Raw genomic sequence first — 21,101 nt, forward strand, 5'->3', positions numbered from 1 at the left:
CACCGAGCAAAAACAAGAATTTAAAACATAAAGCCCCATGCTACGAGCCGGAATCGTCGGACTACCCAACGTTGGAAAATCCACCCTTTTCAATGCCCTCTGTGAGAATGCCAAAGCAGACGCGGCTAACTTTCCTTTTTGTACCATCGAACCCAATGTGGGGGTGGTGGCGGTTCCCGATGGGCGTCTTGATGTCCTCGCCGACATTTCCAAATCCGCCAAAATTGTCCCCACCCGCATCGAATTTGTCGATATCGCTGGCTTGGTAAAAGGGGCGAGCCAAGGGGAAGGTTTGGGCAATCAGTTCCTCGCTAATATCCGTGAAGTGGATGCGATCGTCCATGTAGTGCGTTGTTTCGACGACGATGACATTATCCATGTGTCCGGTTCCGTTGATCCGATCCGCGACATTGAAGTGATTAGCCTAGAGTTGATCCTCGCTGATTTGGCCCAGGTGGAAAAACGTCTTGATCGCGCCCGCAAACAAGCCAAGAGTCGCGCTAAGGAAGCTCTGTTGGAAGTGGCCGTTTTAGAAAAGATTTTGCCCGTCCTCGAAGATGCTCGTCCAGCCCGGGAAGTGGAATTGGATGAAGAGGAAGAACTGGCGATTAAAGCCCTTGGTTTGCTGACCCGTAAGCCTGTAATCTATGCGACCAACGTTTCCGAGGAAGATCTTGCCGACGGTAATGCTTGGGTAGAACAGGTCAGGGAGTTAGCCCAGCAGGAAAATGCCCAGGTGGTCGTGGTTTCGGCCCAAGTAGAAGCAGAATTAGTGGAATTAGACGCCGCTGAAAAGAAAGATTTCTTGGAATCTCTCGGCGTAGAAGAAGGGGGGTTGCAATCTCTGATTCGTGCCACCTATGAACTGTTAGGTTTACGAACCTATTTCACCACTGGCCCTGAAGAAACCCGCGCTTGGACAATCCATGTGGGCATGAAAGCACCCCAGGCCGCCGGGGTAATTCACACAGACTTTGAACGGGGCTTTATCCGGGCAGAAACGGTCGCCTATCAAGATTTGGTGGATTGTGGGGCAATGCCTGCGGCTAAGGAAAAGGGCCTAGTGCGTGCGGAAGGAAAAGAATACTTAGTCCAGGAAGGGGATGTGATGTTGTTCCGGTTTAATGTCTAGGGCAATGGTTAAGGTTTGGGGAAAAGTGCTTGTTCTGGGTTTATTGATTTGGTTTTTGGGGTGGAGTCCGGTTTGGGCCGAATCCCTAGGCGATCGCCTTGATCATTATCCCCAGTGGCAGGATTTACCAAGCTTGAATCCGGTGCAAACTGGAGAAGATCTAATTTATCCGGATTGGTTTGCGGGTACCTGGCAGGTCGCGAGTACCCTGATCGACCAGGTGGCTCCCCTCGCGCCGGATTTAGTGACACCTGGCTTTGCCGCTAACGAAACATTAATTGGTCAGCCTTTTCTGTTTCGGGTGCGGTTTCAGCCCCAGACGAACTTTTTAGTAAAACCTTTATCTTTACCGAGGCAGACTGCGGCGGCGATTGTGGCAGACCGGGCGTTTAATGGTGCTGAAATTGCGAGGGCTTACCTAGGCGAAAAAACGGTACAAAAAGTAGAAGTCGATCCCCAGAATCCTAACCGCCAGTTAACGATTTTAAAAGGCGATCGCCGCTTAATTTCTACCGTCACAGGCCGTGCCCAAGCTCAACCTGAACCCGACCAGTTTTTCAGTAGTGAACTCACCCAACAGCAATTTCAAAGTAGCGAGCAAATCTACCTGAATCGCGTTGAAACAACGACGGATTATCAACAGCTTGACTCCGATCATGTTACAGCCAATCAAGTAACTGCGATTTATTTGTCTCCCAGTGATCCAGACTTTTTCCAGGCCCAAAATAAACCTGTAGCCCTTTACCATTACCATTTAGAGTTAACGAAAATTTCTGAATAAATTAGGAATTTTAAACACGTTTCAGAACGATTTTTAATACAAAGCTAATCTTTTAAAAATTAAGGTGAATCATGAAAATTCTTGGCACAACAAAACTCCTCGGTGTGATTGGGGATCCGGTTAAACATTCCTTCTCGCCGATCATGCACAATGCGGCGATCGCCGAACTGGGAGTGGATTATGTTTATCTCGCGTTCCCGGTGGCGGCGGCGGCTCTAAAAGCGGCCCTGGATGGATTTTGGGCGATTGATCTCCAAGGATTTAGCATCACCATTCCCCACAAACAGGCGATTATGGCGCACCTAGAGGCGATCGCCCCGGAGGCTGAACTGGTGGGCGCGGTGAATACCGTTTGGCGCACAGAAACCGGCTGGCAGGGGACAAATACCGATGTGGCGGGCTTTGTGGCTCCTTTGCAGGCGTTAGAACGGGACTGGTCGAACGTGACCCCGGTGATTCTCGGTAATGGCGGTGCAGCCCGGGCAGTGGTGGTCGGTTGCCATCAACTGGGTTGTCCGCAGATCCATGTGTTGGGGCGTGATCCCGAAAAATTGGCGCAATTTAGCGAAAGTTGGCAAAATACGCCCCTAGCGGGCAAGGTACAAACCCATCTTTGGGGCGATCGCCAACGCTTGATTCCCCAGGCCCAACTGCTGATCAATGCCACACCTATCGGGATGTTTCCCAAGGTCGATGCGTCCCCAGTCAGTGACGAGTTGATGGCCAATCTTCCCCCAGGGGCGATCGCCTACGATTTAATCTATACGCCTTCTCCTACCCAGTTTCTTAAACAAGCCCAGACCCAGGGCGCAGCAATTATTGACGGGAGTGAAATGTTGGTACAGCAAGGGGCGATCGCCTTAGAAAAATGGCTTGGTCAACCGGTTCCTGTCGATACCATGCGTCAAGCGTTACTTAATCATCTCGCTCGGTAAAATTAGAGTCGGACAGATCTATCGGTTCCTCGATCAAAACTGCGTATGATAAAAGCATCTCCCTTGGCTAGGCCAGGGCCAACTCTTCCACTCTTCCTCGCCAGGCGCTCACAAAAGATAAATCCCCATGGGCCTATACAAAAGAGTCTATAGAATCCAGAGCATCAGTCCTTCTGACCTCGTGCTCAAACAAGGCATTGATAAAAACACAGCGATAATCCTTGCCTTCGTGCCAACCCTCGCGATTATTTTATGGCCAATTTCTGATTTTTTGGGCTATCGCTATGCCGTTTATCTTGTGGGTTTATTTATCTATACTTTTATCTTTTTTCCCTTTTATCTGATGCCCTACGCTCGCTATCTAAAAGTAGATGCCGATGCGAACCAAATTATTTATTTAGAAGCCTATTTAATTCAACTCTTTAAGCGGGGCCGCCCTTGGTTTCAATTCTTGCCCCAACCCAAGGTTTACGCCCTCAAAATTCCCCAACTCAAAGCACTCCACGTTACTCAATATGACACCCTGCGTTTCTTGGGCAAAGGAGAAAAAATTCTCTTTCCAGATTTTAAATTCGATAATATCTACGAATTAACGCGTACAGTGGTGCGAATTTTCCCCCTCCTGGAAGCGGAAGTTTGGGTCAACCCTTGGGAAGGGAATTATGGCAATCCCTACACCTACCTCCGCCGTAAACTAAAAGGGGCAAATATCATGTTTTTAACGGGCAGTTCTGGTTCAGAGCTGTTGGGTGATGATGAGCAACTGTGAACGACGAGCTTTTATTTCCGCAGGTGAGAAGGCAATTCGATGTGGGGAATAATTTCCCGCAAATCATCAAAGGACACCAGACCAAAATTCAAAATGGTCGGTAAAGGCAAGTGGCAATCAATGAGGGTGGTGCGGATGCGTTCCTTGGCCTTGCCGCCATCGATAATGAGCGAAACTTGTTGCCCAAAAAAGGCTTCAGCGGTTTTTGCATCATTTGCACGCATCTCACTCCCTAAACTTGCGGTGCCAGCGGCAATGGGAAAAGGAGCTTGGGCGGCGAGGTCGTAGATAAATTGGTCAGGACAGGACACAAAAACCTCACTATGACCAGCAGTTACCCCTTCAGCCAAGTTGTTGCGGTGGGGAAGAATGACGCTAATGGGATAGGGAAATTGATTGACGAGGGTTTGGGCTTCGGCACTGAGGATGCCGTATTCAGGTACTTTTGGGGGCGTTAAAAGAAGCGTCAAGGGTTTGCGGGGCTCCCAGCCTTTGAGTTCGTGGATCTGATTGGTCGCCTGGGGATTTAGGGCATTGGCAATGAGCAGATACACTACGTCGGTATGGATCACGACGACCTGCCCACGGTCTAGTTGTTCGATGATCGGGGCGATCGCCTGGGGAGATTTGGGCAAAAATGTTGCCATAGTAATTGCACCTAGCTATTTTTTCTATCCTAAGTGATGCAATTGCTGCATGATGCGTTTTTTTGCATTAAAATATTTAATTTTTCGCATATCTAATCTAAATGGCAGCGAGGCTCACCCTTTTTCAAGGCCAATGAACTGCTGGCAATATTCTTATCCTATGGCGAAGATTCCAACGGTATCGAGGACTTGCCCTGGCTTAAAATGCCATACTTCGGCGCAAAAAACATCGCCAACACAAAGACAATCGTCAGTAAAACCACGATCGCCCCCCCCGTCGAAACATCGAAGTGATAGCTCAAATAGGTGCCGAAAACACAGGAAAAAATGCTGCTCGCCGCAGAAATCCACAGCATATGGTCGAAGCGGTCTGTCAGTAGATAGGCGATGGAGCCTGGGGTCACGAGCATCGCAATGACGAGAATAATGCCCGCTGTTTGTAGGGCCGTCACAATGGTCAACGCCAGTACAGACAAAAGCGTGTAATACATCAGTCGAGTATTCAGGCCGATGGCTTTAGCGTGATTTGGGTCAAAGCAAAAAAGTAACAGATCCTTCCGTTGAATGAGGATCACTACCAAGGTCAGGGTGCCGGCGATCAAGGTTTGCACAATATCACTGTTGGAGATCCCAAGAACGTTGCCAAACAGAATATGGAAAAGATCGATATTACTGGGGATTTTCGTAATTAAGACCAAGCCAGAGGCAAAGAACCCGGTGAAAATCACCCCAATGACAGCATCTTCTTTGAGCCTTGTTTTTGACTTTACATAACCAATGGCCACAGTTGCGCCAAAACCAAAGATGAAGGCGCCAATGGCAAAGGGAATATTTAGGGCATAGGCCACCACGACTCCTGGAACGACGGCATGGGAAACAGCATCCCCCATCAGTGACCAACCCTTGAGGGTGATATAGCAGGACAACACCGCACAGACGAGGCCGACAAAGGCACTTACCCAAATGGCTTTGACGAGAAATCCGTACTGTAGGGGTTCAATAATCCAATTCACTAAGCTCATTGATCTACTTCTAAACTGTTGGGTTGCTGTTGGTAATGGGAGGATAATTTCTCGAGACTGGCGACGGGTAACCCCCCAAAAGTCATCACGAGGTTTTCTTCTGTGAAGGTATCAGCGGTGTAACCTTCGGCGAGGACGGTGCGATTTAGTAAGATTGTGCGATCGCAGAACGTTGAGATCGAAGCAAGATCGTGGGTCGAGATTAAAATCGTGTGCCCCTCATCCCGCAACTGCACCAACAGATCGATGATGCTTTTTTCTGTTTTGATATCAACTCCCGTAAAGGGTTCATCGAGCAAAATAATTTTGCCTTCCTGGGCCAAGGCCCGCGCGAGGAAAGCCCGTTTTTTTTGGCCGCCGGAGAGTTCGCCAATTTGACGGTGACGAAATTCCACCAGATCTACCCGCTCTAGACTTTCCATCACTAAACGACGGTCTTTTTGACTGGGAATCCGTAGCAGATTCATATAGCCATAGCGACCCATCATCACCACATCAAACACGCTCACAGGAAAGTTCCAATCCACTTCATCGGCTTGGGGAACATAGGCCATCAGTTGTTTTTTCTGGGCCTGCTGCACCGACTGACCCGCAATCGTGACACGCCCCTGGGTCGGTTTCAAAAACCCCATAATCGATTTAAACAGGGTTGATTTACCACAACCATTGGGGCCAACAAGGGCGGTGATGGTGCCTGGTTTGACGTGACAACTGGTGTTGTAAAGGGCGAGGCGGGTGTTGCTGTAGATGACGCTGATATTCTCAACGGCGATTTCTGGGATTGGGTAAGTCATCGCATTTTACAGGGGTAGTGGGTTTGGGAAAGTTTGATTTAAGTGGGTTGGCTTTTACTGGGCCGTTCCCGCAAGGAGACCATTGGCGATCGTCCGCACGTCATATTCGAGGAGATCTAAAAATGTTGGCACTGGGCCATCGGGGGTTGAGAGGGAATCGACATAGAGGTTCCCCCCAAAGCGGGCGCCCGTCGCCTTAGCCACTTCTTTTTGGCCTTCGTCGCTGACGGTGCTTTCACAGAAAATGGTGGGGACATCGTTAGCTTCAACTTGGGTGATGACGCTCTGGACTTGCTTGGGGGTAAATTGTTGTTCGGCGTTGATGGGCCAAATGTAGATTTCTTCGAGGCCATAATCCTGGGCCAAGTAAGAAAATGCGCCTTCACAACTGACGAGGAACCGTTGTGCTGCGGGAACAAGGTTGAGATCAGCTTCAAATTCGGCGGCGATCGCCTCTAGTTCGGCACTGTAGGCAGCGGCATTGGCGTTATAGGTTGCCGCATTGTCTGGATCGAGTGCCACAAACGCTTGACGGATATTTTCGACATAAACCAGGGCATTTTTTGGCGACATCCAAGCATGGGGATTGGGCTTGTCGGTATAGGGGCCTTCGGCAATGGGAATCGGTTCAATGCCTTCGGTCACAATGACGGCGGGGACATCGTTGAGATTGCCTAAAAATTGCTCAAACCACCGTTCTAAATTCATGCCGTTATAGAGCAATAAATCCGCATCCTGGGCCCGCACGAGATCACTGGGGGTGGGTTCGTAGCCGTGGATCTCGGCCCCAATTCTGGTGATGGATTCAACGATTAATTTATCGCCTGCCACATTCTGGGCAATGTCGGCGATCACGGTGAATGTGGTTAAGACTTTTTTGCGCCTGTCTGTGTCATTAACCGTTGTTTCGTTATTAGTCGAAACATCACTATTGACTGGCGGAGCCGCTTGCTGGGTACAACCTACTAACCAAATGCCGCAGACAATACCGACTAGGCTGAGGGTTTGACGCGGTAAGTTTATCCGAATCATGAAACAATTATGAAAAAATCCTAGCCAGATTATCTCATTTTCTTTTCATATTTGCCAAGGTTGCCCTCCTAAAAACTGCTTTTGTAAAGTTTCTTTACTATTCGTTCCGTAGGTACTCCATCGTTAAGCTAGAGGAGTGGCCATAGTTGCCGATATCTAATTGGTCGTCGAAAAATTTATGTTGAATGTTGTATTTGCAATGGTTTCAGAACCCCAATTTCCGGTCGTTTCAGAGGTGGTTTCGCCCTTAACTCAGGGTTTAGAGTTGCCCCCAACTACTGCGGGAAAAGCAGCTTATCAGTCGGGGGTTGAGTTCCACGGGATGGCTGATTTTGACCAAGCGATCGCCGCCTACCAAAGGGCGATCGCCGTTGATCCGAATTTTGTTGATCCCTACATCAATTTGAGCTTGATCTATATCAGCATGGGCCAGTTGGACGACGCGGAAGCGTTGTTACAGACAGTGTTGGCATTGCCGGATCACCCGGAGGAACCCGCAAGCATCCATGCCCTCGCCCATTACAACCTGGGTATTATTTATAATCGCCAAGGAAACCCAACCCAGGCGTTGACTCAGGTGAACCAAGCCCTGGCGATCGCCCCAAATTTTGACCAAGCCCAAACTTTCTACCAACAGTTACAGACCGCGCCGGAGTAAGCCTTGTGATTTAGACCGGAATTTTTTCGAGGGTGGCTTGGATAACGGTGAGGGGAGCCTGGGCAAAATACTGCCTTTGAAATTGCTCTTCGAGGATCGCCTGTTTAAATTGGGCAAAGGCTTCTGGATCAGGAGTGACGGTCGTCTGCTGAAAACGCACTTGTTCGCCTTGAATTTCAGCGACAAAGCCGACATTCTTTAAAGCCTTTAGACCGAAATCTAAGGGGCGATCGCCGCAATGGAGTTTTGCTTTCAGGTCAGCCAGGGAAACCGTTTGATCCTGGGCCAGTACATATTTCGCAATGCCAATCAGCGTTTTAAAACACTGCTCCGGAGTACGGGAAGTTGGGGAAGCATAGTGGAGGGCCAAGGGTTTTCCCGTGGCGATCGCCTGCTGATAATTCCCATAAAGTTCCTGCCAAGTGACAGGGCAATCCTTTTGCAACACATACTGATCCAAAGCTTCCTGGGGGAGAGACTGATGGCGAAAATCGAGTAATGTTTGTGGGGCCGATTCTGCGGCGATCTTTGCGGTCGGGGCCACAGCCAAGAGACGCACAAAATATTGATCCTGAGTCTGGGCCTCTTTGCGGTCTAGCTCAACTACCACGTCCAACCCGGCCCCCTGGGTTAAATCGTCGGGATGGCCGCCCCACCAAATGCCACTAATTTGATCCGTTTCATCCCAAAGTTCAAAGTTTGTTTTGAAATAATTCAGTTTGCGATTAAATTTGTCCCGCAATTTGCTAAACCCAGTCACCGTCAGACCACAGTCTTTGATCAATAATTTTGGTTTTGGATTCCCCATCCCAAAGGGTTCTAGGCATTCTAAAGATTGAAATAATGATTCCCCCAGGTCGGCGATCGCCACCACAAGATCAATGGTGATTTCTCCCTGGTGCGTTTCAATGGAACTCCCCCACTGTTGCCGGGCCTGCTGATTAATGGCTGTTTTAAACATCGCCAAATTTTCGGGCCGCACACTCAAACCCGCCGCAAAGGGATGCCCGCCAAAGCGATGCAGTAGATGGCCTTGGGCTTGTACCAAATCATACAAATCGATGCCGTGGGCGGAACGGGCGGATCCTTTCCAGAGGTCTTGCTCCGGATCGTAGGTTAAAAGAATGGTCGGGCGGCCAAAAGTTTGGGCAATTTGACTCGCTACCAATCCCAGCACGCCCCCCTGCCACTGGGCATCACACAGCACTAAAACGCTCGTGGTCGATAAATCTAGGGTTTCGATCTGGGCCTTGGCCTGCTGGACGACCTTTTGTTGAATCTCTTTACGACGGGCATTGGCGAGTTCCGTCTGTTGAGCGAGGTAACCACAGCGGCCCCGTTCACGACTGGTGAGCAGTTCCACACAAAAGCTTGCGTCGCCGTAGATGCGACTGACGGCATTAATTCGTGGCCCGATGCCAAAGGAAATATCGGTTGGGCGATCGCCGGTTTTATGGCAATTGTCGAGGAGCGCTTTAATGCCTGGATGGACGACAGTCTTCGGGTTTGTTTGTTTTTGCAGGGCTTGGATCCCCACCTGGGCCAGATAACGGCAATCTCCTTTGAGGGCCACTAAATCTGCAATTAAACCAATCGCCACGAGGTCTAAGAGATCGGTAACGGGCGGCCTCGTCGGATCCGGTAGAGTTTCCGATAACGCCTCAACTAATTTATAGGCCACGGCAACCCCAGACAGATGAAATAGGGGATGATTTTCAGCAAAATAACGGGGATTAATAATCGATAAAACGTCGGGTCTGGTTTCCGGTAAAGTGTGATGATCGGTAATAATCAGGTCAATATCAAGGCTTTTTGCGTGGGCAATTTCTGTCAAGTTTGTGCTACCAGTATCGCAGATGATAATTAAACTTGCGCCCCAAGTTTTCAGGCGGTCAATGCCTGGATTATTTAAGCCGTGGGATTCCGTTAAACGATTGGGAATGTAATAGATTAATTGGGTTTCTTGGGAAAAAAATTGCCCTAATCCTTCCCATAAAACACTCGTCGCGGTGACGCCATCGGCATCAAAGTCTCCCCAGATGGCCACCTTTTCACCCCGTTCTTTCGCTTGTATCAAGCGGTGAATCGCCCGTTTCATTTCTTGGCCAAAGGCAAAGGCAGAAGTTGGCGCGTAAGCCTCTGGGTTGAGGAAGCCAGCTAAGGTATTTTCATCATTAAAGCCCCGTTGCCATAGGAGTTGGGCTAAATGGCGATCGCCTTTGCCATCGGTCAGGATTTCGACCCGCCGAATAAAAGAGTCCGGCACCTCTGGTGTTGCTAAAACCTGCCAATTCACTTTAATGCTTTTTCCTCTGGGTTTTTAATGGCTTGACTGTTAGATTTTGCTCAATAGCCAATTACGGTAAAATTATAGAAATATAATTTCCAAGCTTCGCTTAGATTGATTTTTTATAATTGAGCGATCGCCTCCTGGGCCTGCCAAGAAAACTGGTCGGCACGGCGAAACATTTCCTGGCCACTGTGGAGGTATTCTTCATTGTAATTGAGGGTAAACCATTCCAATTGCTCTAGCCCGTCACCCAGATGATTTAAGCAATAATATAAATCCCGTGCGGCCCGCGCCACATTAGTTGGATTTGGCAACGATTGAAATAATTTTTGGGCCTGGTCTAAAATGGCTTGGCAATCTTCTAAATAGGTTTGGAACGTTGCCATCAGATCATCATCAAAGGGGTCGGCTGCCAACTCATCAATTTGAGCTTCTAGGGGCTTAATAATCTTTAAAATTGCCTGGTTTAACGGTCGATAAATGTGCTGTAACCAGACATCTAAATCCGTTTCCATGGTTTGGCGGGGGCGCACCGTTGTCCCCTGGGCCGAGCGAATTCCGCGATAGTTTGCCGCATCCCGACTGAGATCATACTGCTTGCGCTGGTGGGCATCCCCCAAGATTTCGTAGGCATGGTTTAGGGCCACAATGCGATCGCCGTTGGCGGTTTGACTTTTATCGCAGGTGTCTGGGTGAAACTGCTTCGCGAGGCGACGATAGGCGTTTTTGATCTCCTGCTGGGTGGCCTTCGGAGAAATGTTGAGCACTTTGTAATAATCTGGCGTTGTCATACTCCGAAATTCGCTGAAAATTGCGAGAAATTGCGGCGAGATTACGAGCTATGCTAACCGAAATTGGCGGCTGTTTCAGGCGTTTTTTAAATTTTTGTGACCCCTAAATGTGGGTAAGCTAAGGTTGAAAATTTGAGGAATGCGATGAATTTAGATGTGATTGTCGAGTTGGCGATCGCCTTAGCCTTGGGGGTGATTATTGGCCTAGAACGGGGCTGGCGCAACCGGGCCGACGATGAGGGTTACGGCGATAGCGGCCTCCGCAATTTTTCAATTTGTGGCTTACTAGGGGGAATTGCCGCTTTACTGGCGCAAAGTTGGGGATTTGGTATTCTTGTCGGCATTTTCCTCGGTTTAGCGGGTTTGGTGGCCACCTCCTACGTTTTAACCGCGAAAAAATCCGGTGATTATGGCAGCACGACAGAATTGGCCTTAATGATCACCTTTTGTCTGGGAGCCTTGGCCTTGAGTGGCTTTACCCAAGAGGCGATCGCCGTGGCGGTGGTGGTGGCCTGGATCCTAGGGGCAAAACCGGAACTCACAAAAACCCTCAATTGGCTCCAGCGCCAGGAATTAATTGCAACTCTCCAACTACTGCTGATTGCGGTGGTCGTGTTACCCCTTCTGCCCAACCAAGCCATGGGGCCATGGAATGCTCTTAATCCACGGGCGATCGGTTGGCTAGTGTTGTTAATTGCAGGCATTTCCTACATTGGTTACTTTGCGATTCGCATTTTAGGTAGTCAAGTCGGGCTGATGTTAACGGGCTTTTTTGGGGGGATTGCTTCCTCCACTGCCTTGACGGTTTCCTTTTCTCGCATGGCCAAACAACAACCCAGCGAAACCATTTCCCTTGCGGCTGGCATTGTCCTTGCCAATGGCATTATGGCCCCTCGTTTGTTGTTGGTGATTGCTGTAGTCAGTCAAACTCTGGCCTACAAGTTGGCGGCTCCTTTATTAATTTTGGGTTTGATTCCTGTGATTGCCGCAGTGGCGATCGCCCGTTGGAAAACCCAACCCCAGGACAGACCCGCCGCCGAAGTGAGCGTGAATAATCCCGTTGAACTCGGTTCCGCAATTCAATACACCGCTCTCCTGGTGGTTTTATCCCTGTTGGTGCGGTGGGCCCAGGAAGAATTTGGTGAACAGGGGATTTATCTCCTCTCTGCCCTGTCTGGCTTTGCCGATGTCGATGCCGTGAGTTTATCCCTCGCCAACGCGGTACAAGACGACCTTCCCGAAAAAGTTGCCATGTATGGTATTTGGTTAGCCGTAACAGCCAACACCCTTGTCAAAGTCGGCTTTACTCGGACGATTGGGAATCCCAAACTCGCCTATTGGTGCGGCAGCATTATGTTGAGTGGTTTAATTGCCGGTTTTTTGGTATTGTTAGCAGTCTGAGTGAAATATTTTTTCCCATCAAGATTCACGAGCCTTTTGAATACCCCCTTTGGAGGTGGTGTACGGGACTTTAACTAAAGAATCAGCTTTATTGGCTGATAAACCTCGAAAAAAACGACACTGACTACCATGTTTTGATCCGGTGTTGCCTTTCCTTAAGTGGCTTTCGATTAAGCTCATTTTTCTGAATGCCTCACAAGACAAACCTTGCAACTCCCCCCAAAAAGATCCTAAGATCGTATATCTGGCAGTTTGCCAAATGTTTTTCGAGGAAATGACGTAAAAAATCATTTGCCCGGCTCCATCTATTTCAATTAATAACATCACCAACAAAGGAGGATACCCTATGACCCAAGTGGTTGTTGGACAAAACGAAAATATCGAATCTGCATTACGTCGCTTTAAGCGTCAAGTTTCTAAAGCTGGTATTTTTGCTGATATCAAACGTCGTCGTCACTTTGAAACGCCCATCGAGAAGCGTAAGCGTAAGGCTGTGGCCCGTCGGAAGAAGCGTTTCCGCTAAAGAATTTCTGTCTTGGTTATTGAATCTTGATGTTCGGAAATATCACGAATAAGTAGGAAGATTAGGGGGATCATTGCGATTCTCCTAATTTTTTTAGGAGGGAAATATCGTTCTGGCTAGACTGAGGGCAAGGAAAGGCAACATGATCCGCATTTATACACAACAGACCCAGGGCCAGGCTTGGCTCAGTAACCACCAGCAAAAATCGGTCGTTTTCGCCTGTGGGTTGGGCTTTACAGATACGGCTTTAATTCCGAACATTTCCGCTGCCGGGGCCACCCCAGAGGCGCGCAAATATACAGCGATCGCCGATGCAGAATGTATTTGCCATGGTTTCCGAGAAAAAGCCATTTATCCCTTACCACCGTTAATTGTCGGGGCGTCGCCGGCGATTTTATCCCGTGCTATTTTGTCGCATTATCAAATTCCTGCCTATTTATTTGACACGGGCTTATGGCTTAAACCAGACAAAAATGCCGTGGATTGTATTGATGTCAGTGGTCAAAAAGCAAGGTGTGTTTCGACAGGAAAGGCCCTCGAATTTTCAACGGTGAACAAACTTTTCGAGCAGGGTTTAACCTGGGGCGAAACATTAGCAACCCAATATCTCAATCATTTGTTCGTGTTGGGAGAATGTGTGGTCGCAGGCACCACAACGGCATTGGGGGTGTTAACAGGATTAGGTTATGACGCCAACCAGAAAGTGAATAGCAGTTATATCGAATGTAACCACGATTTAAAGTGGCAAATTGTGCAAACAGGTTTAAAAAAAGCGAATTTAAACCCAAACCCTGATCCTTTTGCAGTAGTGGCGGCAGTGGGCGATCCGATGCAGATTTTCGTCGCTGGCATGGCGATCGCCTTAAGCAGGACTCAAGGAGTTTTGCTCGCAGGGGGAACACAAATGTTAGCGGTGTATGCCTTGATGGAACGGATTTGTAAGTACCATTCGCTTGATTTTGATCCGAAAAATATTGCGGTGGGAACGACACGCTGGGTCGCAGAAGATCCGACGGGGGACACGGTGGGTTTGGCCGAGTTAATTGGTGAAGTGCCTTTATTAGCGACGCAACTCAGTTTTCAAACTTCTCAATATTCACAACTGCAATCCTACGAACAGGGTTACGTCAAAGAAGGAGTCGGTGCGGGAGGATTGGCGATCGCCGCCCATTTGGCCTATGGTGCGACCCAGGCAGAATTGTTAGCGATGATTGAACGTACCATTGTCCCCTACCTCGCGGCAAATTAAGGGATTAGGGCATTGAGTTTGCCAATTGGGGCGATAAATTTTACGCATTGTCACCGAATGGCGATCGCCCGCCGAAGTTTGCGATACTGGGATTCGAAGCACATTTTGATCCCCAAAATTTTATGGCCGTTGCAACACCCCCCAGAGATATCCAACCCTATTTGGTGAGTGATGACGTTCTGCTGCTGCGATCGCGCACCTGGGATCGCCTCAAATTCGAGATTGAATACGGCCTACAAAAGGGGACAACGGCCAATAGCTACCTGATCACTGGGGAAAAAACGGCATTGCTTGATCCCCCTGGGGAATCTTTTTCCGAGCTATTTTTAACAGAAATCCAAAACCGCACAGACCTAAGCCAACTAGATTACATTATCCTCGGCCATACCAACCCCAACCGCTGTTTTACCCTCAAGGCACTGCTCAAACTTGCGCCCCAGGTGACGTTGGTTTGTTCTAACCCAGCGGCGATCGCCCTTAAGGATTTACTCAAGGATGAAACTCCCAAGGTACAGATCGTTAAAAGTGGTGACACCCTCGATTTGGGCAAAAGCCATGGGCTGGAATTTATCCCGACGCCGACTCCCCGTTTTCCCGGTCACCTCTGCACCTACGACCCCCAAGAGGAAATTCTCTTTACGGATAAATTTTTTGGCGCCCACGTTTGCGGCAATCAAGTTTTTGACGAAGGCTGGCAATTTTACGACGAAGACCGCCGCTATTATTTCGACTGTGTGATGGCCAGTTCCATCCGCCAAACTCTCGCTGGCTTGAACAAAATTGAAGACATCCCTGCGAAAATCTATGCCCCTGGCCATGGTCCCCTAATCCGCTACAGCCGCCAGGAACTATTCAATAACTACCGCCACTGGATCGAAAAACAGAAAAACGAACTGTCCGTTGCCCTCATTTACGCCTCGGCCTACGGCAATACGGCTACTGTCGCCCAGGCGATCGCCCATGGCATTTCCAAAGCGGGGGTGATGGTCGAAACCTTTAATGCTGAACACGCTGACCCAGAGGAAATTAAAGGGGCCATTTCCCGGTGTAGTGGCTTTGTGATGGGTTCCCCGACCCTCGGCGGCCATGCCCCGACCCAGATCCAAACGGCCCTAGGAATCGTTCTAAACAATGCCGACAAAAATAAACTGGCTGGGGTCTTTGGTTCCTTTGGTTGGAGTGGTGAGGCAATTGATCTCCTCGAAGGCAAATTTAAAGATGCGGGCTACCAAATGGGCTTCGAGCCAATCCGCGTCAAATTTAAACCTACGGCAGTGACCCTAAAAACCTGCGAAGAAACAGGGACAGACTTTGCCCAGGCGATTAAAAAAGCGGCTAAACGGCGGCAACCGAAACAAAATGTGGCTTCCACATCCCAATCAGACAACCTGGAACAAGCCCTGGGCCGGATTGTCGGTTCCCTTTGTATCGTTACGACCCAACAGGACAACCTTTCTGGGGCAATGCTGGCTTCCTGGGTCTCCCAAGCAACATTCAATCCCCCTGGCTTTACGGTAGCGGTGGCTAAGGAACGGGCGATCGAATCTCTCCTCCACAAGGGCACTAATTTCGTGATTAATGTCCTCCAGGAGGGGAACCATTTAGGGCTAATGAAACATTTCCTCAAACCCTTTGCCCCTGGGGAAGATCGTTTTGCCGGGGTGGCAACGGAAACGGCGGACAATGGCTGCCAGATCCTCACCGATGCCCTCGCCTATCTCGAATGTACTGTGGCGAATCGGCTCGAATGTGGTGACCATTGGGTGATCTATGCGACCACCGACAAGGGGCAAGTGCTGCAAAATAACGGCATGACCGCCGTCCACCACCGCAAATCAGGCACCCACTATTAAGGCTGAGGCGATCGCCTTTTAGAATAGGGTTCGGAGAATTTGACCGTCCCTGGAGGAACCTGCCATTTATACGCCCCCCCTCGCCCGCTTGATCGAACAGTTCCAGCGCTTACCCGGTATTGGCCCGAAAACCGCCCAACGCCTTGCCCTATACGTCATCAAGCGCCCGGAAAAGGATGTGGAAGCCTTTGCCCAGGCACTATTGAACGCGAAAAAACAGGTGGGCGTTTGCCAAAAATGTTTCCATCTGTCGGCCACTTCGGTTTGTGATATTTGTCGCAATCCCCAACGGGAGCCAGACGTAATTTGTGTGGTGGCGGACTCCAGGGATGTGATCGCCCTCGAAAAAACCCGGGAATATCGGGGAAAATATCACGTCCTGGGGGGCGTAATTTCGCCGATGGATGGCATTGGCCCGGAGCAACTGACAATCCAGGCCCTAGTACAACGGGTAAGCGCTGAGAAAACCAAGGAAGTGATTTTAGCGATCAATCCCAGTGTAGAAGGGGAAACGACGACGTTGTACCTGGCGCAACTGCTGCGACCCTTTACTAAAGTTACCCGCATTGCCTTTGGCTTGCCCATGGGCGGTGATTTGGAATATGCCGATGAAGTCACTTTGGCCAGGGCCTTAGAAGGTCGCCGGGAACTAGATTAACAATGCGCAAAACGATCATCGGGGTGATGGGGCCGGGGGGCGGCGCTACTCCAGAAAATTTAACCGCCGCTTACGATCTGGGAAAGGCGATCGCCGAAGCAGGGTGGGTACTGCTCACCGGGGGCAGGGAGGCTGGGGTGATGGCCGCGGCCAGTCAGGGAGCAAAAGTAGCTGGGGGGTTAACGGTGGGCATTTTGCCGGGAAAGAATCACCAGGGTTTAGCCGACAGCGTCGATATTGCTATTTGTACAGATTTGGGCCATGGCCGCAATAACGTCAATGTTCTCAGTGCGGATGTGGTGGTGGCAGTGGGCAGCGGTTTGGGCACCGTCTCAGAAATTGCCCTCGCCCTGAAAAACCATAAGCCCGTCATTCTCTGGCAACCCAGCCCGGCCACCCAAGCCTTTTTTACGGAACTTGCTCCCGGTCAGTTTTCGGTCGCGAAAGATATTCCAGGGGCGATCGCCCAAATTCAAGCCCTCATGGACAACCCCGCATGAGCATTCATCTATTCCTCCAGTCAACAATAAACTAAACATTTCTGTCCCAATTCCTGTTGTATCGTGGACGAAAGTAGCCCTCAATCCGGAGCCTCTGGCGATGCATGAAGTGGACATGACCAAGGCACTCATCTTGACCATTAAAGATTGGCAGGATAGCCATCCCGAACCCGTCAAGATCGAAAAAGTCCACCTCATCGTGGGGCAATTCACCTGTGTTGAACCCGTCAGCTTGGAATTCACTTTTGCTGCCCAAACCCAAGGCACGTTTCTCGATGGGGTAGCCCTGGTGATCCAAGAAACGCCCCTGATTGCCTACTGCCACACCTGCCAACAAGAATATGCCCCCAATATCGGCCTGCAATATTCTTGCCCAGACTGTCATCAGCCTATGGATGATATCCGCTCCGGTCGTGAGCTAAAAATCGACCGCATTGAATACGCTCCCTTAACTCTCCATTCCTAGGAACTAACCACCATGCACCAGACCTTTGACGCTGCCCTGGGGGTCAATCTCCTCCATGCCAACCAAGACCTTGCTGACCACAACCGTGAACATTTTGATGCCTGGGGCCTGACCTGCCTCAATGTGATGAGTAGTCCCGGTGCTGGTAAAACTGTTTTACTCGAAAAAACCCTGGCCGCCCTAAGAGATGACTTAAAAATGGCCGTCATTGAAGGGGATATGACCACAGAACTCGATGCCGATCGCCTCCGTCAATACGGCGTGCCTGTGATCCCCATTAATACGGGGCGTTCCTGCCATTTAGATGCCAAGATGGTTTCCGGGGGATTGCACCGCCTCGAACAGGAATATAACCCAAATGATTTTGATCTATTGCTTGTGGAAAATGTAGGAAATCTCGTTTGTCCCGCCGAATTTGAAGTGGGTGAACATGCAAAAATTGCGCTCCTTAGTGTGACGGAAGGAGAAGATAAACCCCTCAAATATCCCGTTATGTTCCAAGAAGCGGACTGTTTATTGGTTACAAAAATTGACCTGGTTCCCTATCTAAACATTGATGTCCAACGGATTATTGATCATGTCCGCCAAATGAATTCCCACGCGACGATTATCCCCGTTTCTGCCCAGACTGGGGAAGGTTTAGAAACTTGGTATGACTGGGTTAAAAAAAGTTGTCATCGGGAAGATGTAATGAAAGTTACAGCATAATTTGTCCGAAAACAGGATAAACAACAGGCAAGGTGCGATCGCCTTTTAATTGATCCCTTGCGTTTATTCTTGTCATTTTCCTATGCTAAAACTGCCTAGTCTTCTGATCCGACCGGCGCTATTTTGTGCGGGTCTTGCCTTGACCATCGGCTGCCAAAGTACACCGCCCACAACAACAGGTGAAACTCCGGAAACTCCAACAGCGGAAACAGAAACAATTACCCTTGGTTTTAGCGCATGGCCCGGTTGGTTTCCTTGGCAAATTGCCGCAGAAAAAGGCCTATTTGAAGCGAATGGCGTTGATGTAAACTTGACTTGGTTTGATGGTTATTTAGATTCAATTAATGCTTTTGCGGCGGGACAGCTAGACGCAAATACCCAAACCCTGAATGACACGATTAGTTCAGTGGCAGCGGGTTCTGAACAAGTGATTGTTCTGGTGAATGATAACTCCACAGGGAATGATCAAATTATTGTCAGCGAAGGCATTAATAGTATTGAGGATTTACAGGGAAAAACCATCGCCATTGAAGAGGGCACCGTCGATCATTTTCTCCTATTGCTGGCACTCCAGGAAGCTGGCCTTGGCCCCGATGATGTGATTATCAAACCCCTAGAAACGGGGGCCGCCGCTGCTGCATTTGTCGCTGGTCAGGTGGATGCGGTGGGAGCCTTTGCCCCTTTTACGACCCAGGCTTTAGAGCGGGAAGGCAGTAAAATCCTCATTTCTTCGGCAGATTTTCCGGGGGCAATTCCGGATCATTTGGTGGTCAGTCGTGAGCTAATTCAAAATAATCCCGAAGCGGTTCAAGGGTTAGTGGATACTTGGTTTGCGGTGCTAGATTTCATTGAAGAAAATCCAGAGGAAGCCCTGGAAATCATGGCGGCGCGAGCCAATGTTTCCGTCGAAGAATATCAAGAATATGATGCGGGAACGACAATTTTTAGCCTTGAAGATAACCTAATAGCCTTTGATTCTACAGAAGAAAGCATGATCTCCCTGAACTACGCCGCCCAGGAAATTAATACTTTCTTGGTGGATGCGGGGTTAATTGAGGCGCCAGCGGATCTCAGTGGTTTATTTGACCCTTCTTTCGTTAAAGCCTACGCAGAAAAACAGTAGCTTTTTGCATCCCTCGGTCTTCTCACTCCGGGGGATTTTTAAAATCCATTATTTTGGCGATCGCCATGACTAAAGCGCCCGTTATCAAACCCTCTTTCCGGATGCTCAAGCCCTCTTTATTTTGGGATATCACCTCTGGAATTCCCCCAAAGTTACGTTGGCTGTTGATGTCTGCCTCGATTCTGTTGCCTCTCATTTTGTGGGGGATTATCTCCAGTCAGGGCTGGGTTAAACCGCTCTTTCTACCCACCCCCATGGCTGTCTGGGAGGCGATCACCAATTTGTGGGCCAGCGGCGACCTGCAAAAAGACATTATTTACAGCGTTTTGCGGGTGCTGACGGGGTTTAGCCTCGCGGTCATCATTTCGATTCCTTTGGGCATTTTGATGGGGGCCTTTGCCAGTATCCGGGCGCTGTGTGAACCGATCATCGGCATTGTCCGCTATATGCCGGCCCCCGCTTTTATTCCCTTATTGGTTTTATATTTCGGCGTCGGGGAAATTCCCAAGGTTTTATTGATTTTTATTGGCACCCTTTTCTTCAATACTTTGATGATTATGGATGCCGTAAAATTTGTCCCCAAAGAACTGATTGAGGCCACCTACACCCTGGGGGGAAATCGACCCCAAATCGTGATCAAAGTGATTTTTCCCTACATTTTGCCCAAAATCATTGACGCTGGCCGGGTGAATATCGCCGCCTCCTGGAACCTAGTAATCGTCTCAGAATTGGTGGCCGCCACAGAAGGGCTAGGCAGGCGCATTAGTGTCGCCCAAAGATTTTTAAATACTGACCAAATTTTCGCTGGCTTAATTGTGATTGGCCTAATTGGCCTCCTCATTGACCTCTGTTTTATTTGGCTCCAAAGATTCCTCTGCCGCTGGTCTCTCGACTAGAAACATCATGCATTTAGAAGTTGATCAAGTCCATAAATTTTTCCAAACTCGCCACGGAAAAATTACGGCTCTCCAAAATATTAGTCTCCACGTCGAGGGAGGCGAATTTGTTTGTGTAGTTGGGGCGTCCGGTTCGGGGAAATCTACCCTCTTGAGGATCATTGCGGGCCTCGAAACCCAAAGTGCTGGTAAGGTGACTGTCGATCAACAAGAAATTATTGGGCCTGGGGCCGACCGGGGCATGGTCTTTCAACGCTATACCCTTTATCCTTGGCTTTCTGTTTTGGATAATGTCACCTTTGGCTTGAAATTGCAGGGGGTGCCGAAAAAAGAGCGTTACGAACGGGCCTATTACTATCTCAATGTGGTCGGTTTAGGGCCATTCCAAGAAGCACTGCCAAAACAGCTTTCTGGGGGGATGAAACAACGGGTGGCGATCGCCCGCGCCCTCGCTTCCCAACCAAAGATTTTGTTAATGGATGAACCCTTTGGGGCCTTGGATGTTCTCACCAAAGAAAATATGCAGCAATTTCTCCTAGAAATTTGGGAGCAAACCGAAATCAGTATTCTCTTGATTACCCACGATGTCGAAGAAGCCATTTTTCTCGGTCAACGGATCTATGTCATGGCCGCCCATCCGGGACGTATCAAAGAAGAATTAAAGGTAGATTTTTCCCACCACCATGGCGACGAAATTAAGCGATCGCCGGAATTTATTGATTACAAATACCATGTGATGCAACTAATGCGTGAAGTCCCCATAGAAGCAGTACAGACCCCATAAAATGCAAAGCTATCTTGCGTAATTAACCCAAAAACCAAGAATTTGCCTGGTTACTGCTATCGTTAACTAAATTCGTCCCAAAAAAGGCG

General features: G+C 49.2%; 22 protein-coding genes. 16 read left to right on the forward strand and 6 right to left on the reverse strand.

The features are described 5' to 3' along the window. Positions 1-37 precede the first annotated feature (37 nt). The 4 genes from ychF (at position 38) to AACQ84_RS08825 (ending at position 3,617) form a co-directional block, all read left to right on the forward strand. Positions 38-1,132 (forward strand): redox-regulated ATPase YchF, encoded by a 1,095-nt coding sequence (gene ychF / locus AACQ84_RS08810; RefSeq protein ID WP_012307340.1) that lies wholly within the window; start codon positions 38-40, stop codon positions 1,130-1,132. A gap of 4 nt (positions 1,133-1,136) precedes the next feature. After that, a complete protein-coding gene (locus tag AACQ84_RS08815) occupies positions 1,137-1,913 on the forward strand; it encodes a DUF6816 family protein (RefSeq protein WP_012307341.1) in 777 nt (258 codons plus the stop codon). A gap of 71 nt (positions 1,914-1,984) precedes the next feature. Then, a complete protein-coding gene (locus AACQ84_RS08820; RefSeq protein ID WP_012307342.1) occupies positions 1,985-2,848 on the forward strand; it encodes a shikimate dehydrogenase in 864 nt (287 codons plus the stop codon). 127 nt (positions 2,849-2,975) lie between these two features. After that, positions 2,976-3,617: a hypothetical protein gene (locus AACQ84_RS08825; RefSeq protein WP_012307343.1), complete on the forward strand. Its 642-nt coding sequence runs from the start codon at positions 2,976-2,978 to the stop codon at positions 3,615-3,617. A gap of 11 nt (positions 3,618-3,628) precedes the next feature. On the opposite strand, the gene AACQ84_RS08830 is transcribed toward AACQ84_RS08825, so the two are convergent. From AACQ84_RS08830 to AACQ84_RS08845, 4 genes are all read right to left on the reverse strand, one after another. After that, positions 3,629-4,264 carry an L-threonylcarbamoyladenylate synthase gene (locus AACQ84_RS08830; protein ID WP_012307344.1) on the reverse strand — a complete coding sequence of 212 codons (636 nt, stop codon included), beginning with the start codon at positions 4,262-4,264 and terminating at the stop codon, positions 3,629-3,631. Between the two features lie 158 nt (positions 4,265-4,422). Next, positions 4,423-5,286 (reverse strand): metal ABC transporter permease, encoded by an 864-nt coding sequence (locus tag AACQ84_RS08835; RefSeq protein ID WP_012307345.1) that lies wholly within the window; start codon positions 5,284-5,286, stop codon positions 4,423-4,425. Next, on the reverse strand, positions 5,283-6,080 hold the full coding sequence (locus AACQ84_RS08840) for a metal ABC transporter ATP-binding protein (RefSeq protein ID WP_012307346.1): 798 nt from the start codon (positions 6,078-6,080) through the stop codon (positions 5,283-5,285). Before AACQ84_RS08840 ends, AACQ84_RS08835 begins: the two co-directional genes overlap by 4 nt. Before the next feature lie 54 nt (positions 6,081-6,134). Beyond that, positions 6,135-7,112, reverse strand: coding sequence for a metal ABC transporter substrate-binding protein (locus AACQ84_RS08845; protein WP_012307347.1), 978 nt, complete (start codon positions 7,110-7,112; stop codon positions 6,135-6,137). Positions 7,113-7,311: 199 nt separating this feature from the next. Between AACQ84_RS08845 and AACQ84_RS08850 the strand changes: the two genes are divergently transcribed. After that, the gene (locus AACQ84_RS08850; RefSeq protein ID WP_159449838.1) at positions 7,312-7,770 is read left to right on the forward strand and encodes a tetratricopeptide repeat protein; all 459 of its coding nucleotides are present in this window, start codon (positions 7,312-7,314) and stop codon (positions 7,768-7,770) included. A 10-nt stretch (positions 7,771-7,780) separates the two neighbouring features. Here the strand turns inward: AACQ84_RS08850 and recJ are convergent, their stop codons facing one another. After that, a complete protein-coding gene (recJ, locus tag AACQ84_RS08855) occupies positions 7,781-10,066 on the reverse strand; it encodes a single-stranded-DNA-specific exonuclease RecJ (protein WP_012307349.1) in 2,286 nt (761 codons plus the stop codon). A 113-nt stretch (positions 10,067-10,179) separates the two neighbouring features. Next, the gene (locus AACQ84_RS08860) at positions 10,180-10,851 is read right to left on the reverse strand and encodes a J domain-containing protein (protein ID WP_012307350.1); all 672 of its coding nucleotides are present in this window, start codon (positions 10,849-10,851) and stop codon (positions 10,180-10,182) included. 144 nt (positions 10,852-10,995) lie between these two features. Here AACQ84_RS08860 and AACQ84_RS08865 point away from each other — a divergent pair, with 144 nt between their 5' ends. The 11 genes from AACQ84_RS08865 (at position 10,996) to AACQ84_RS08915 (ending at position 21,012) form a co-directional block, all read left to right on the forward strand. After that, positions 10,996-12,252, forward strand: a complete 1,257-nt coding sequence (locus AACQ84_RS08865; protein ID WP_012307351.1) for an MgtC/SapB family protein — start codon at positions 10,996-10,998, stop codon at positions 12,250-12,252. Positions 12,253-12,598: 346 nt separating this feature from the next. Next, positions 12,599-12,775 (forward strand): 30S ribosomal protein S21, encoded by a 177-nt coding sequence (rpsU, locus tag AACQ84_RS08870; RefSeq protein WP_012307353.1) that lies wholly within the window; start codon positions 12,599-12,601, stop codon positions 12,773-12,775. A 142-nt stretch (positions 12,776-12,917) separates the two neighbouring features. Further along, positions 12,918-14,024, forward strand: a complete 1,107-nt coding sequence (gene cobT, locus AACQ84_RS08875) for a nicotinate mononucleotide-dependent phosphoribosyltransferase CobT (protein ID WP_012307354.1) — start codon at positions 12,918-12,920, stop codon at positions 14,022-14,024. Between the two features lie 122 nt (positions 14,025-14,146). Continuing rightward, the gene (locus tag AACQ84_RS08880) at positions 14,147-15,877 is read left to right on the forward strand and encodes a diflavin flavoprotein (protein WP_041443529.1); all 1,731 of its coding nucleotides are present in this window, start codon (positions 14,147-14,149) and stop codon (positions 15,875-15,877) included. A 64-nt stretch (positions 15,878-15,941) separates the two neighbouring features. Continuing rightward, positions 15,942-16,535: a recombination mediator RecR gene (gene recR, locus AACQ84_RS08885; protein WP_083764455.1), complete on the forward strand. Its 594-nt coding sequence runs from the start codon at positions 15,942-15,944 to the stop codon at positions 16,533-16,535. Positions 16,536-16,537: 2 nt separating this feature from the next. Next, positions 16,538-17,035: a TIGR00725 family protein gene (locus tag AACQ84_RS08890; protein ID WP_041443530.1), complete on the forward strand. Its 498-nt coding sequence runs from the start codon at positions 16,538-16,540 to the stop codon at positions 17,033-17,035. A 100-nt stretch (positions 17,036-17,135) separates the two neighbouring features. Then, positions 17,136-17,501: a hydrogenase maturation nickel metallochaperone HypA gene (gene hypA / locus AACQ84_RS08895; protein WP_012307358.1), complete on the forward strand. Its 366-nt coding sequence runs from the start codon at positions 17,136-17,138 to the stop codon at positions 17,499-17,501. A 12-nt stretch (positions 17,502-17,513) separates the two neighbouring features. Continuing rightward, positions 17,514-18,209 (forward strand): hydrogenase nickel incorporation protein HypB, encoded by a 696-nt coding sequence (gene hypB / locus AACQ84_RS08900; protein ID WP_012307359.1) that lies wholly within the window; start codon positions 17,514-17,516, stop codon positions 18,207-18,209. Positions 18,210-18,291: 82 nt separating this feature from the next. Then, positions 18,292-19,332, forward strand: a complete 1,041-nt coding sequence (locus AACQ84_RS08905) for an ABC transporter substrate-binding protein (protein ID WP_041443531.1) — start codon at positions 18,292-18,294, stop codon at positions 19,330-19,332. 65 nt (positions 19,333-19,397) lie between these two features. Beyond that, positions 19,398-20,228 carry an ABC transporter permease gene (locus AACQ84_RS08910; RefSeq protein ID WP_012307361.1) on the forward strand — a complete coding sequence of 277 codons (831 nt, stop codon included), beginning with the start codon at positions 19,398-19,400 and terminating at the stop codon, positions 20,226-20,228. Positions 20,229-20,235: 7 nt separating this feature from the next. Beyond that, entirely contained in the window at positions 20,236-21,012 is a 777-nt protein-coding gene (locus AACQ84_RS08915; RefSeq protein ID WP_041443533.1) for an ABC transporter ATP-binding protein, read from the forward strand. The last annotated feature ends 89 nt before the right edge of the window (positions 21,013-21,101 follow it).

The sequence above is a fragment of the Picosynechococcus sp. PCC 7002 genome (assembly GCF_963860125.1).
Lineage (GTDB): Bacteria > Cyanobacteriota > Cyanobacteriia > Cyanobacteriales > MRBY01 > MRBY01.

Coding starts and splice junctions, on each gene's coding strand:
- AACQ84_RS08815 (WP_012307341.1), top strand. CDS start 1,137: ATGGTTAAGGTTTGGGGAAAAGTGCTTGTTCTGGGTTTATTGATTTGG.
- AACQ84_RS08835 (WP_012307345.1), bottom strand. CDS start 5,286: ATGAGCTTAGTGAATTGGATTATTGAACCCCTACAGTACGGATTTCTC.
- hypA (WP_012307358.1), top strand. CDS start 17,136: ATGCATGAAGTGGACATGACCAAGGCACTCATCTTGACCATTAAAGAT.
- AACQ84_RS08915 (WP_041443533.1), top strand. CDS start 20,236: ATGCATTTAGAAGTTGATCAAGTCCATAAATTTTTCCAAACTCGCCAC.
- ychF (WP_012307340.1), top strand. CDS start 38: ATGCTACGAGCCGGAATCGTCGGACTACCCAACGTTGGAAAATCCACC.
- AACQ84_RS08865 (WP_012307351.1), top strand. CDS start 10,996: ATGAATTTAGATGTGATTGTCGAGTTGGCGATCGCCTTAGCCTTGGGG.
- cobT (WP_012307354.1), top strand. CDS start 12,918: ATGATCCGCATTTATACACAACAGACCCAGGGCCAGGCTTGGCTCAGT.
- AACQ84_RS08830 (WP_012307344.1), bottom strand. CDS start 4,264: ATGGCAACATTTTTGCCCAAATCTCCCCAGGCGATCGCCCCGATCATC.
- AACQ84_RS08910 (WP_012307361.1), top strand. CDS start 19,398: ATGACTAAAGCGCCCGTTATCAAACCCTCTTTCCGGATGCTCAAGCCC.
- AACQ84_RS08880 (WP_041443529.1), top strand. CDS start 14,147: ATGGCCGTTGCAACACCCCCCAGAGATATCCAACCCTATTTGGTGAGT.
- AACQ84_RS08845 (WP_012307347.1), bottom strand. CDS start 7,112: ATGATTCGGATAAACTTACCGCGTCAAACCCTCAGCCTAGTCGGTATT.
- AACQ84_RS08840 (WP_012307346.1), bottom strand. CDS start 6,080: ATGACTTACCCAATCCCAGAAATCGCCGTTGAGAATATCAGCGTCATC.
- AACQ84_RS08825 (WP_012307343.1), top strand. CDS start 2,976: ATGGGCCTATACAAAAGAGTCTATAGAATCCAGAGCATCAGTCCTTCT.
- AACQ84_RS08820 (WP_012307342.1), top strand. CDS start 1,985: ATGAAAATTCTTGGCACAACAAAACTCCTCGGTGTGATTGGGGATCCG.
- AACQ84_RS08905 (WP_041443531.1), top strand. CDS start 18,292: ATGCTAAAACTGCCTAGTCTTCTGATCCGACCGGCGCTATTTTGTGCG.
- AACQ84_RS08860 (WP_012307350.1), bottom strand. CDS start 10,851: ATGACAACGCCAGATTATTACAAAGTGCTCAACATTTCTCCGAAGGCC.
- rpsU (WP_012307353.1), top strand. CDS start 12,599: ATGACCCAAGTGGTTGTTGGACAAAACGAAAATATCGAATCTGCATTA.
- AACQ84_RS08850 (WP_159449838.1), top strand. CDS start 7,312: ATGGTTTCAGAACCCCAATTTCCGGTCGTTTCAGAGGTGGTTTCGCCC.
- AACQ84_RS08890 (WP_041443530.1), top strand. CDS start 16,538: ATGCGCAAAACGATCATCGGGGTGATGGGGCCGGGGGGCGGCGCTACT.
- hypB (WP_012307359.1), top strand. CDS start 17,514: ATGCACCAGACCTTTGACGCTGCCCTGGGGGTCAATCTCCTCCATGCC.